The 13,689-nt window shown below is 53.6% G+C and carries 6 protein-coding genes; 5 read left to right on the top strand and 1 reads right to left on the bottom strand.

All coding sequences use genetic code 11. The features are described 5' to 3' along the window. Positions 1–25 precede the first annotated feature (25 nt). From LCF60_RS21465 to LCF60_RS21455, 3 genes are all read left to right on the top strand, one after another. Positions 26–3,325 (top strand): DUF4214 domain-containing protein, encoded by a 3,300-nt coding sequence (locus tag LCF60_RS21465; RefSeq protein ID WP_292294584.1) that lies wholly within the window; start codon positions 26–28, stop codon positions 3,323–3,325. A gap of 179 nt (positions 3,326–3,504) precedes the next feature. Next, positions 3,505–5,343 (top strand): DUF4214 domain-containing protein, encoded by a 1,839-nt coding sequence (locus LCF60_RS21460; RefSeq protein ID WP_292294583.1) that lies wholly within the window; start codon positions 3,505–3,507, stop codon positions 5,341–5,343. A gap of 349 nt (positions 5,344–5,692) precedes the next feature. Then, the gene (locus LCF60_RS21455; protein ID WP_292294582.1) at positions 5,693–10,087 is read left to right on the top strand and encodes a DUF4214 domain-containing protein; all 4,395 of its coding nucleotides are present in this window, start codon (positions 5,693–5,695) and stop codon (positions 10,085–10,087) included. Positions 10,088–10,162: 75 nt separating this feature from the next. Here the strand turns inward: LCF60_RS21455 and LCF60_RS21450 are convergent, their stop codons facing one another. Further along, positions 10,163–11,368, bottom strand: a complete 1,206-nt coding sequence (locus LCF60_RS21450; protein ID WP_292294581.1) for a hypothetical protein — start codon at positions 11,366–11,368, stop codon at positions 10,163–10,165. Between the two features lie 455 nt (positions 11,369–11,823). On the opposite strand from LCF60_RS21450, the gene LCF60_RS21445 reads away from it, so the two are divergent. Next, a complete protein-coding gene (locus LCF60_RS21445; RefSeq protein ID WP_292294580.1) occupies positions 11,824–12,138 on the top strand; it encodes a hypothetical protein in 315 nt (104 codons plus the stop codon). Positions 12,139–12,223: 85 nt separating this feature from the next. Continuing rightward, positions 12,224–13,689, top strand: a 1,466-nt coding sequence (locus LCF60_RS21440; protein WP_292294579.1) for an ABC transporter ATP-binding protein, incomplete at its 3' end; no start/stop codon positions are given.

The following is a 13,689-nucleotide window of genomic DNA, read 5'->3' as shown; positions in this document are numbered from 1 at the left end:
GGGTATTGGCGACTATGAACTGAGTGTGAATTCTCTAGGCGCCGCGGATGATTATCTGCCTGGGAGTTCTGCAGACGTATTTGGCTCTGCGACAGTCGACGTTCCAACTGGCGGGAGCATTGACTCCGAGGGCGATCGCGACAGATTTGACGTAGCGCTTCAGGCGGGTGTTCTCTACAACATTTCGCTCGAAGGCATCGACACCGGTGGCGGATCACTGGTGAACCCGGAAATCATTGGGGTCTTCAACAGCCTTGGCCAGCGTGTCGCTGGAGGCGCAAATAATGATGGTGGCGTGGGCGCAAATGCCCTGGTCGAAAGATTCGTTGTTGACGCTGACGGAACCTACCAGATTGAAGTTGCAAGTGCGCAAGCGGGTAATGTTGGCGACTATACACTAACGGTTGAATCCGCAGGCTTTTTGGACGACTTCCTACCCGGGGTTTCCGGCGGTTTTGGAGATGTATCCATTGGTGGGCGGACGGTTGGGGAAATTGAGTCGTCCGGCGACATCGACGGGTTCCGCGTGTCGCTTCAGGCCAACACCACATACGAAATCAGCATTTTGGGAAACGACTCCGGCAATGGAACGCTGCTCGACCCGGATCTGCTTGGGATTTTCACATCAGGAAATTTGAACGGAACGCCGACCTCGTCTGTTCAAACGTTGAACACACAGTTTGTTGGTGATGACAGTGTCTCATATTTTACGCCTCAGAGTGCTGGCGAATATTTTATAGCTGTTCAAGATTCTTTTGGCGGCGTCGGCACCTATGCGGTCGCCGTTGAAAACATTGGTGTCAGAGACGACTTTGCCGCTGATATCGACACAACCGGGTCAATCGTACCGGGCGGCAGTGCGGTCGGTCGTATCGATTTTGTGCAGGATAATGACTGGTTTGAAGTCAGCCTGGCCGCGAACCGTCTTTATGAAATTGAACTTGTCCCAACAAACAACGCCAATGCGATTGCGGACCCGTTCTTCACGGGTGTCTATGACAGCAATGGCAACCTGATCGAAAACACCGACAATGATGACGGTGGCGTTGGCACAAGCAGCGCGCTGCAATTTGTGGCAGATCAAGCCGGTACTTATTATTTGTCTGCCGGTGGTTTCGGAGGCAGCACAGGTCAGTATCGCCTTGAATTGAACGATCTTGGTATTTTGGATGACAATACATTCGACATCACGATCGAATACACATCGGATGACGTGCCTAGTGCCTATATCGACGCATTCGAGGATGCGGTCGAGCGGTGGGAAGAAATCATTACCGGAGATCTGCCTTACGGGTTTGTAGAAGGCTACGGCTTTGTTGACGATATCCTGATCGAGGTTTCGGTACAGCAGGACATTGAGCTTGTCGTTGATGGTGTGGAGCAGACCATCCTGGCGATCTCAACTGTGCTTGACCAGCGCTCAGATGCGTCGTCCGGCGCGGGTCCCTTGCCGACAAACTCGCTTATTGTTCTGAACTCCGATGAGATCGGGACCCTTAGCAACCTCAACGAACTCGCGCAAAACACCATCGGCCGGGCGCTTGGGTTCGGCTTTCTCTGGGAAGAGTTTGGCTTGGTCCGCGATATTGATGGTGTCGCAACCTATACCGGGCCCAACGCGCTTCGCGAAATGGAGGAACTTTCGGACGATCTGAATGGCCGGAACGTTCTGGAAGATGGCGCGGATGGCGCGCTTGCTGCCGAGTATTGGAGCGAAGCGAACCTGACCTCGGAACTCATGACACCGCGGATTTTGCTGCGCAGGCCGTTAGATGGACCCGCGGAATTTGGCCGTCCAGACAATCCGATCAGCGAGCTTACAATCGCAGCCATGCAGGACCTTGGTTACCAGGTCGATTATGACGCAGCGGATTTTTTCGGCCTGCGCACAGGCCCTCTGGCACGCGAGTCCAGCGTCGAGGTCAACACACAAACAGAGAACGATAGCGCACGGCCACTCGCGTCCCAGCGATTGCTGGACGATTTGCCTGACAATGACGAGATTCCAAACGGAACGGCGTATATTCATACACGCCCAAACATATTGTCGGAATCCCCGGCAAGCTTTGCACTGACAAATGCAAACAGCGAGCTGGTCACGGCTACAGGCACAAACGTAATCTTCATTGAGGGCGCGACGGGCGAAAACTTCGTCGTGGAACTGAAGGGGACATTCGAAAAGAATGACCCTGCATCGGTGGTCAACCTTGTCGGCACCGTCGACTCGATGGAAGTTCGGTCGGTGACTGGTCTCTTGCTGTTCAGCGTTGACTACACACAGAGTCCAACGGCTGTGACAGACGTCCTCTCGCAATGGCCCAACTACTCGATGGATGATGACAATGTCATCATCGTCGACAGTCTGGACGGCACCGTTGCCCGTATAAATCCGAACGGTGGTGGCGAAAACGAGAGCCGCATCTTCTCCGGCGCCGGTGACGATTATGTCCGTGGTGGTGACATGGCTGAATTCATCCATGGTGGCTCCGGAGATGACACCTTGATGGGCAGCGCTGGCAATGACGTCCTTGAAGGGGGTGGAGGCATCGACACAGCAGTCTACTCGGGCGATCAATCTTCTTACACGCTGCAGTTCTCGCCGACGGGCACAACGATTACGGATCGACGCTCTTCGGAAGATGGGACGGACACGTTGATCAATATAGAGGCTCTGCAGTTTGCAGATGGTAACTTCGACATCGGCATCCGGTTGGGAGCCGTCGGGCTTTCAACAGAAGACTTTGCGTCGATTGTTGAGCTCTACATTGCCTATTTCAACCGCGCGCCAGCTGCGCTGGGACTGCTTTATTGGGCCACACGTCTGGAAGATGGCATGACACTGCCGCAGATTGCTCAAAGCTTCTTTGAGCAGCCTGAAATTCAAAGGACCTATGATGCCTACTTGAATGCAGATGGAAGCCTGAACGATACCGAGGCTTTCGTAACGGCTGTGTTCAACAACGTGCTTGGGCGTGATCCTTCAGGACCGTATTGGATCAATGAACTGGAAACCAACCCGGCAATTACACCAGCCATATTCATCTTGTCGGTATTGAACGGAGCGAAAGCCCCAACCGGAGGCGCTGGCGACAGAGCCTATCTCGGGGACAAGACTGACATCGGGGTGTATTTCTCCGCCATCAAGGGCTTGTCTGAGTTTGAGGATACGGTTTCTGTGATGGGTCTTTATGATGGAAGCAGCGCGAGCGTGAATGCTGCGGTATCTGCGACTGACCAGATCTACGCCGAGGCGCTTGATCCAAACAGCGGCGAGTTCCTGATGCCGCTGGTGGGCGTCATCGATGATCCGTTTGCTGTGGCGTAACTTTGTGTAGTGACTTTTGTTGAAGAGGTTTCATCAAAAGCGTTCTCAGACCAGACAAGCATCTACATATCATTGACTTTGGGTCGTCTTGTGTAAAAGCGGTTCCCCGCGCCCAGATGATTTGGCCCAGTATTCTTGGTTATTTTCTCTAATCGCTTGTCAATGCCTCGGAGCTCCAGATGTCCATGCTCGCCGCGACAACCTTTGATGTCACGAACGACAAGATCATTGACGTTATGACATCCGGGATTGTCTGGGACGTTCCAGCCAACCGTGTGATTTCGTGGGCCCTTGCGGATGGGTTGAATGACATGTGGGAAGATCGCGACGAAGCGATCCAACAGTTTGGAGATGCGCTGGCGTCAATCCAAGCATTTATTGATATAGATTTCCGGTATGTTGGAGATTTTTCCAGCCCAATCCTCGCCGGGGATGCAGGCGCAGACATCGTATATACACTGGACCTTCAAGTAGACGAACCCCGGATGTTGGCGTCAGCCTTTTTCCCCGGACCAAGCATATTTAATGACATAACAGATTATATAACGGAAGGTGGTGATGTCTTTCTGAACTTTGCAAATGACATCATTGCGTCTTCCAGTTTCGAGCCAGGGTCAGATGGATTTTTAACGCTCATTCATGAAATTAGTCACGCCCTTGGATTAAAACACCCATTCACATCTGAATTTGGTCGTCCCAGCATCCCGGAATTGAATCGCACTGACATCTTGGACGTCGATTGGTTCACAGTGATGTCATACACCGACCCGTTCGAAAGTGAGCTGGAAAGATGGGACCCGGCGACCCCGATGCTCCTTGACGTGCTCGCGCTACAATATCTTTACGGCCAGAACCTTTCCACAAATGCGGGTGATACGATCCATTTTCTGGAGAGCTTCGATTACCAGTACGCGATTTGGGATGCGTCTGGGACAGACCGTGTTGACGTATCTGGTCAAGCCGAAGGCTGGTACATTGAGCTGCCCAATACCTACTATGCGTCCGTCGTAGACACGCTCGCTGGATTTGCCTTACCGCAAGCCGAATACGATGGGAGCCTTGTAAGTTCGATCCCACGGGAGCTGGTTTGGTTGATGGGTGACCTTGAAAACGTGGTCGGAAGCTCTTTTGGTGACGAAATCCGAGGCAACAATCTTGTAAACGACCTACAAGGGGCTGCAGGCAACGACAGCTTTTTCGCTAGCAGCAATAACGACGTCCTGAATGGGGGTGGAGGCATCGACACAGCGGTCTACTCGGGCGATCAATCTTCTTACACACTGCAGTTCTCGCCGACGGGCACAACGATTATGGATCGACGCTCTTCGGAAGATGGGACGGACACGTTGATCGATATCGAAAATCTGGTTTTTGCCGACGGGAATTTTGACCTCAGCATACGCGCGGGCGCTGTTGATCTCTCTGCGGAAGATTTTGCCGCCATCGCTGAACTCTACATCGCGTATTTCAACCGTGCGCCGGCGGCCCAGGGACTGCTCTACTGGGCCACTCGTCTGGAAGATGGCATGACATTGCCGCAGATTGCCGAGAGCTTCTTCGAGCAGCCTGAAACCCAGAGAACTTATGAAACCTACTTGAACGCGGATGGCAGCCTGAACGACACCGAGGCTTTCGTCAGGGCTGTGTTCAACAACGTGCTGGGCCGTGATCCCTCGGGGCCTTACTGGGTCAACGAACTGGACAATAATCCGGCGATTACGCCTGCCATCTTCATCTTGTCCGTCTTGGAGGGCGCGCGAGCTGAAACCGGTGGGGCAGGAGACGTGGCCTATCTCCAAGACAAGACCGATATCGGCGTGTATTTCTCCGCGATCAGGGGGCTGTCGGAGTTTGACGACACTGTTTCCGTGATGGGTCTCTACAATGGCAGCGCTGCCAGCGTTAGCGCTGCTGTGTCCGCGATCGACGAGATCTACGGCGAGGCGTTGGACCCGAGCAACGGCGAGTTCCTGATGCCCCTCGTCGGTGTCATCGACGACCCCTTCGCTGTGGTGTGATTGGCGAATTTTGCACCTTTTCCCGTTGAAGGCAGGATTTTTTGAGAGGTCGCGGCGACTCAAGCCCCTATAAAACCACCACAAGATGCATCGTCCTTGCTCAAGAAGTTCAATGGTCGCGCGAAGCCGGCAACAGCGGAACGGCTCGTCAGACTTTACTTGACTCGAAGGTAGGTTCCACGTCTCATCAAAGGTGTTTGGACTAACCCATCGCTTCCAAGCGTGTCATGATTTTTTGGTACGCCCCCGGTCGAAGAATTGTATTGTGATCGCTCGAAGCAGTTAAAAACCTGCGCATATGCTGGCCTTTGCCGCAGGCAAATATCCATTGTGAAAAAGTGATGCCAAGATGCCTGATGATTTTGAAGCTTCAACGTCTACCCTTGGAACGATAGATGAGGCAGGATTTGCCTTTGGAACGATCGAGGAAATCGGAGACCAAGATTGGTTCCGGGTAGAGCTAGTCGCTGGTCAGAGATATGCCATCGAATTGATGAGTGACTTTTCCAACGAAAGTGGGCTGCGAGATCCCTTGTTCGTTGGCGTCTACGACAATCTGGGCAACTTTCAAGGCTACGGTAATGATGATGCCGGTTCAGATACGCTGGACAGCTTTTCTTATTACACTGCGCTTTACTCAGGGACGCATTATCTATCTGCTGCGGCTTTCGTCGGTGAGGGAACAAACCTAGGCGACTACAGTTTGGAGATCAGCCCCTTTTCTCAAGGATCATCCCCGATCGAGGAAGTTCTGAACGAGGGCAACGACCTGAACCTGTCGATCTCTGCTGAGATACCCTCGGACATCCAACTGCCCTTCCCCGGTACCGGCTCGCCGGACGAATTGATTGCCGCAAGAGACATATCTTTGCAGGTGATTTCGGCGGATGCGGTTGAAGGAGAGGACTTCACGGTCTCTTATTCTTTCGGCCAGACGCAAACCCTGAACTTCGCGGCTCTCGAGGATGCTTTGGTCGAGGATGATGAGACGGTTCTCGTGCGGGTCTCCGGCTACGTCGACTGGATTATTCCCTTCGACTCCTCGGACAGTTCGTATACCAACCTGCTTGGAGAATTTGTTAGCGGGACCATCCAGCGCACCTATGTCGACTTGTCGCTTGAGGTAACCATCAACTCGGCACCCGAGGGCGAGCCATTCCCAATCGAAGCCTATACGTTTACCGGCCCCGAGATCATCGGCAATGTGTTGACGGAGTTCGAGGACGGCAGTCTCGAGACCTTTACGGCGGTACCCTTCAGCTTCGAGAGCCCCACGATTCAGGGGGAACTTCTTGAAAATGGTGACATCTCGATTACTGGCGCAACGGGCATAACGGGCGAGCGGGCTATCCTCCGATTTGATGTCATTGATGAGCGAGGGGCAGTAACCCAGAGCGAACAGATTATCGAGTTTGGTGGTGGAGATGACTACCTGCCAGGTCGGTTTGCGGAGATTTTGGGAACAGCCTTGGTTGATGTTCCCACAACTGGAAATATCGAAATCCAAGGAGATCGCGATCGGTTTGAAGTCGCTCTTCAGGCCGGAGTAGAGTACGACATTTCTCTTGAAGGACTGCCAACGAATGGCGGCTTAAATCCCGATCCGGAAATCTTCGGAGTTTTTGCAAGCTCCGGCGCACTGATCCCCGGCAGCGCTGACGACAATGGCGGTACAGGGACAAACGCGCTTGTCAGCGGACTGATCGTTCCCACAGACGGCATATACCAAATCGAAGTCGCCGGGGCCGATGACGTTAACATTGGCGATTATACTCTGAGCGTGGATTTTGTCCGTTACCTGGATGACTACCTGCCCGGCATCTCCGGGGACTTTGGTAGCGTATCCATTGACGGGAGTTCCACGGGCGAGATTGAAACAGCAGGAGACATCGACGGTTTCCGCGCGTTCTTTCAAACTGGAACAACGTATCGCATTGATGTCCGCGGGCAGGACTCGAACGGCGGAACGCTTGCAGATCCTGATATCCGGGGAATCTTTGCTTCGGGCGCCCCAGCCAACTTCGTTCAAACATTTGACGACGGTGGTGTCGGGCGTGACGGTCTTGCCTACTTTACGCCGACATCCTCCGGTGACTATTTTATAGAGGTTGCGGGCTTCGACGATGAAACCGGCACCTATACAGTCTCGATCAATGACTTGGGCCTTAGAGATGATTATGCCTCTGACATAAGTACAGATGGAACCGTCGCTCCAAACGCGTCAACTACGGGCCGTATCGATTTTTCAAGTGATGCGGATTGGTTCGAGGCAAATTTGCTTGCCGGACGCCTCTATCAGATCGAGCTCGTTCCCGAAACTGGCGGGAACGTCTTGGCGGACCCATTTTTCAACGGGGTCTATGATTCAACTGGCCAGCTGATCGAAAATACGTCGAGCGATGATGGTGGCTTTGGAACAAGCAGTTCCATTCAGTTTGTCACTGATGATTCCGGAGTTTACTATCTTTCCGCGGGCGGGTTTTCTGAGACAACGGGTCAATATCGTTTGGTTTTGAGCGATCAAGGTGCTTTGGACGACGGTGGCTTTGACATCACCCTGAGATATAGCTCTGATGATTATCCCAGCGCGTACATAGATGCTTTTGAAACTGCTGTGGAACGCTGGGAAGAAGTCATAACGGGCGACTTATCTTATGCGTTTGTCAACGGTTTTGGATATGTCGATGATATTCTGATTGACGTGACCTTTGATGATATAGACCTGGAGTACGAAGGCGTCAGTCAGACCATCATTGCAATTTCAAGCGTTCTGGATCAACGACCGGCAGACGCCGCCATTGGCGGGCTGCTCCCAACGCACTCACGTGTTGTGCTCAACACGGAAGAAGCAGACCGTGTCAGGCTGAACCTCGATGAGCTTGCGGCAAATACAATCGGCCGTGCGCTAGGCTTTGGTTCCCTTTGGGAAGATTTCGGCTTGGTGCAGCAAATCGAAGGGACGGCCGTATATACTGGCCTCAATGTTCTTCGGGAGCTCGATGAGCTATCCGGTAATCTGAACCGGGCCAATATTCTTGAAGATGGTTCCGACGGTGCACTGGCAGCCGAATACTGGGACGAAGGAATTTTCGACGCAGAACTGATGACCCCTCGGATCGAATTCCGGGGCGCTGGGTCGCCTCCAAGGCCGCCCAATATACCCGATAACCCGCTCAGCAGCCTGACGATCGCTGCGATGCAAGATCTAGGGTACACGGTTAATTTTGATGCGGCGGATTCTTTCAACATCACCCTGACGGCTGTAGCGCAGAGTTCGGCGGATGATGACGATGGGGGCTCGGTAGCGCCGCAAACGCAAGAGGCGTCGGCTGTAAGACTGGCATCCGAGCTTCCAGATAGCGATGAGATCCCCAGCGGAGCTGTCTATATTTACAGACGGCCCAACATCTTGTCGGAGCAATTGGGAAGCTTTGCTCTGTCCGACAACAATAGCGAGCTTTTGCTGGCCTCCGGAACCAATGCATTATTTGTCGAAGGCGTGACCGGAGAAAACCTGACTGTCGAATTGAAAGGCACGTTCGACAAAAACGCTCCCACATCCGTCGACCAGCTATCTGGTACCGTGACCTCCATGGAAGTGTCTTCGCTGAGCGGGACTCTGCTCTTCAGCATAGATTTCTCACAAAAACCTATCGACGTGTCGGGCGTCATCGCGCAATGGCCTGGCTTTCCGATCAACGGTGAGAACGTGATTGTCGTCGATACGCTTCCGGGGACAGTTGCGCGGGTGAATCCGAACGGGGGCAACGAGACGGAAAGCAGGATTTTTGCCGGGGCGGGCGATGATTTCGTTCGTGGCGGCGATCTTGATGAACTCATCAATGGGGGTGCAGACAACGACACGTTGCTCGGAGAGAACGGCAATGACACTCTCTTGGGGGAAAATGGTCTTGATGTTCTGGAGGGCGGCCGCGGGAACGATCTGATCAACGGCGGGAACAATGCCGACACGGCAGTGTATTCGGGCAACCAGTCGTCCTATACGGTACAGTTCTCTCCAACCGAGACCATCATCACAGACCGCCGGTCATCTGAGGACGGAACTGACAGATTGGTGAGTGTGGAGACGCTTGCATTTGCGGATGGCAGTTTCGAGTTGGATATCAGGTCTGGAGCGGTGGGTCTGTCAGCGGACGACTTTGCCGCGATCTCTGAACTCTACATTGCCTATTTTGATCGTGCCCCTGCCTCTATAGGTCTGCTGTACTGGGCCACGCGCCTGGCGGAAGGAATGTCACTGCCAGAGATAGCTCAGAGCTTTTTTGGGCAACCTGAAACCCAGAGAACTTATGAGACCTATCTCAAAGCAGATGGAAGCCTGAACGACACGGCAGCTTTCGTGACAGCCGTCTTCAACAACGTGCTCGGGCGTGATCCGTCAAGCGCATACTGGATCAATGAGCTGGACAACAACCCTGCCATTACACCCGCCATTTTCATACTTTCAGTTCTCAACGGCGCACGTGCTGAAACCGGTGGCGCCGGAGATGTCGCCTATCTCCAAGACAAGACGGATATCGGGGTCTATTTTTCTGCCATCAGGGGCTTGTCGGAGTTCGAAGATACGGTATCCGTCATCGAGCTATATGATGGCAGCAGTGCGAGCGTGAACAATGCGGTGTCGGCGATTGATCAGATCTACGCTGAAGCGCTCGATCCAAACAATGGCGAGTTCCTGCTGTCTCTGGTGGGCGTCATCGATGATCCTTTTGCCGTAGCGTGAAGCGAAAGGTACATGGGACGTTGCCTTCCAAAGGCACTCGCCTGCAAAAATGAGACGATTATCATCAGGTGACGGTTAAATCCAATCACCCCAAACGTCGGACTGGAAGCCTAAGCCAACCAGGAAGTCTATCATCTGCTCTTCGGACTGATAGTTGGCATATCGAATGTTTCCATCTGCGTGCATGTAGGCATGCAGGTAAGCAGTCCCATCTGCAGTACTCATGTACAGCTCCTGAAACCCATCGCCGTCGTAATCATCCGCTCCAAGCAACCGGTCGAAGTTTGCATTTCTCAGATCATTGGCGAAGCGGACTTGGCTGTCGAAATCACTACCGGCCTCAACTTGCCCCTGTGCGACCAAGGGATCAATATATGTGCCTACAACTCGAGTATCCCCACCAGCGCCATGATCCAAGAAATCGATGATATCGAGCTCGTCAGGTCCTAGGGTCCCCCACCTGCCTAGCGTGGAATTGATGATGACGGCTTCAATATCGCCATCGCCCTGAACATCCGCTTCACCCAGCAAGGTCCAGTCACCTGCAGATCCAAATGTGTTTCCGCCAAAATCTCGTAGGTTCTGGAGAAATGGAGCAAGGTCACCCCCCGCATCGTTAATCGCTATTAGTTCATGGCTAGACGTTAAACGATTCACAAAGTTGTTTGGACTACCTGGAATACCATACAAATCCTGCATGGCTTCGATATCAAGCGGGCGTGGCTGCGTATTTGTCCAAGGGCCATTCTGACTCATTAGAGTTATATCTTGATTGTCCAAATTTGGCACCAGCGTCACATCACCAAAGTCAGGAGGCTTCAAGCCGAGCGATACTGAAATTGCCCAAATGTATTCTCCAGGAGGTTGACTGTACTCCGAGCTAAAATAGATATATGCAATATTGTCGTTTGGAAATTGAGCATTCGTTGTTTGAGTTGGAAAACCGTCTCCTGAGCCGAAAAAGATCCCAATTCCACTCACTTGGTCAATTGCTGGGTCTGAAAATCCATACCCAACCTCAACGATCTGTATCCCAGCTAGAATCTCCCAATTTGATATGGCGTCTCGGATAGCCGCACGCTCGTCAGCGCTTGCACGTACCATGTTGTTCTGAAAAAAATTTATGCTGTCGGCTGTTAAGTCTGGGTTACTTGTCCGTATCGCTTCGTCAAAGATATCCCACAAATCCGGAGAGATTACCACAACGGGCACGCCGTAATTGGAATCAACCGGCCAAGAAAATCCACTCTGAATTCCAGTGAAATTAGTTACTTCAGGCATGCTGGACAAGCTCCAATATATGTTTCAGATTTATCTCATCACTCTATGATTGATTGCCGTTATAAAGCAAGCCTTTATAGGCTCGTTGTCTTTAGGAAAATGTCACTCGTCTCGATGAGCTCATGCTCTGGATTTACACTGCGTCAGCAGGTGCAAGCCGGAGCCGCAAGCAAAGCCAGATCACCCTCACCGGAAGCTCACGGTATAGAGAGACGAGACAGAAGGGCATTCAAGATCAACTTGTCAAAGTTGGATAGCTTGGGGGGAAAGGACTTCAACCGAACGCGCATCGCCATCTATGAAGCCGGGCTTAGGGATTTCGAAACCCGTTGCGCCGTCCTCGACTTGGCGGTCGAGGTCGCCCTTTGTGTGCGGTCTCTTCGAGACGTGGCGGAATCTGGAAGCGAGGATTCGCGAAATTTATCCGGAGGGACTCGGTAGAACCTACAGAGCCTATGTGTGCCCAACGCAATCCTTCTTCGCGCGGTTTTGCGCCACAAGCCGGTTTTCGCATCTATGCCGAGGACAATCGCAGCTGCTTTTTGCAACCGACGATCCTGAAATCTCGCCTGATCGCCGATCGTGGTGCCAAGGGTGTGCTGTTACCGCTCAATTTTGCGCGACACTGGGCGGCGCTGGCGGAGCTTGCAGCCGCGGACAGGTCGTTTGGAGAAAAGAATGACCGACTAGTGTGGCGCGGCGCGCCTACCGGCCCGTTTGTCGACCGAGGCGACGGTCAGGGGGCTGACCTCTGGATCAAATCGCTGTAAACGCAGGCCGAAGACCTGATCGGAATCCTTCATGGCCGCGCTTTCCTCTGCAAAAAACACCAACGACGCGAAAAAGAAGCAACCCATGTTCTCCGAACAGGACCGGTCAAACATTGCTTGGTTCTGGCACAATTATCTGAAATCAAAGTCGCCTTGGCTCGTGCTGGTTCTGGGCATGATCACGGTCCAGGGCCTGGTCTATCAGCAGTTCCTGGCGCTGACCGAAGACGGGCTGCGGGTGATCTTCGACAGTGGCTCCATGTCTGATCTGATCCAGGTTTGTGCGGTGGTGTTCGGGCTTTTCACCACGCGCGCGGTCATTTCCTACCTGATCCCGCGGCTGTCGGTGCGGCTGGCCAGCGACGCGGTGATGAAGCTCCGGCGCGACCTGATCGACCACCTGATGACGCTCGATCTGGCCTTTTTCGAGCGGACCCAATCCGGTGAGATCATCCTGCGGCTGGTCAACCAGGCCCAGGGGCTGAGCATGTTCGTCGGACAGTCCACGGTGAACGCGGTACGCGATGCGGCCACCATTCTGATCGTGTCGGGCTACCTGGTCTACAAGTCACCGCTGCTGTTTACCGCAGCGGTGATCATCTTGCCGACGATCCTGATCCTGTTGCAGCACGTCTCCTCGCGGATCAAGGACATCCAGTCGACGGCGGAAAACGCAATGGGCGCCTACATGACTGGCATCGACGAAATGTCCTCGGGCATGCGCACGGTCAAGATCGCAGGTCAGGAACCGATCGAGCGGGAGCGGTTGGTGAAGGCGACCAAGAACATTCGCCAACTGTCGATCCGCCTGCAGTCAGCGCAGGCTGTGGTGCTTCCCGCCATCGATATGATGGCGGCCATGGTCTACGTCCTGGTGATAGGTGGCGGTGGCTACATGGTGCTGTCAGGGGATTTCGGTCTCGATGGAGCCGGGATCATCGCCTATCTTCTCGGGCTCGTGCTGATTTTTGATCCGGCGCGGTCGCTTGCCAGCTTCTTTGCCAAGCTGCAGGCCAATCTCGTCATTCTCAACGGTGTGCGCGGCCTCTACCAAGAAACGCCGACCATTTTCGACAAGCCGCATGCACATGAGGATTTCGACACAAAAGGCGATCTTGCACTCGAAAATGTGCGCTTCAGTTATGACCCCACACATCCCCTTTTCGACGGGTTGTCGATGCGCTTCGAAGGCGGCAAGGTCACGGCCATCGTGGGGGCAACCGGATCTGGCAAGACAACCGTGCTCAGCCTGCTGACTCGGCTCTACGATGTCGAAGCTGGGCGCGTCACGGTCGATGGTACCCCGATCAACGATCTCAAGATCAAGGCATGGCGGTCGTCTTTTTCAGTGGTGGCGCAGGACATCGTGATCTTCAACAGCTCGCTGGCCGACAACATCCGCTACGTGCGCCCCGATGCAACCGATGACCAGGTGCGCGCCGCCGCCGAAGCTGCCGAGATCGCCGAACTGATGGATGCGCGCGGAGACAAGCCGCTGGGCCCCAAGGGCAGCCAGCTTTCGGGCGGGCAGAAACAGCGCATCGCCATCGC

It is taken from the genome of Marivita sp. (genome assembly GCF_020055635.1).
GTDB lineage: Bacteria > Pseudomonadota > Alphaproteobacteria > Rhodobacterales > Rhodobacteraceae > Marivita.
The sequence above is the reverse complement of the archived record's forward strand: the minus strand, read 5'-3'. Positions and strand labels throughout refer to the sequence as shown.

Excerpts from the sequence above, each read along its gene's own strand:
- LCF60_RS21460 (WP_292294583.1), top strand. The coding sequence starts at position 3,505 with ATGTCCATGCTCGCCGCGACAACCTTTGATGTCACGAACGACAAGATC.
- LCF60_RS21455 (WP_292294582.1), top strand. The coding sequence starts at position 5,693 with ATGCCTGATGATTTTGAAGCTTCAACGTCTACCCTTGGAACGATAGAT.
- LCF60_RS21450 (WP_292294581.1), bottom strand. The coding sequence starts at position 11,368 with ATGCCTGAAGTAACTAATTTCACTGGAATTCAGAGTGGATTTTCTTGG.
- LCF60_RS21445 (WP_292294580.1), top strand. The coding sequence starts at position 11,824 with ATGTGTGCCCAACGCAATCCTTCTTCGCGCGGTTTTGCGCCACAAGCC.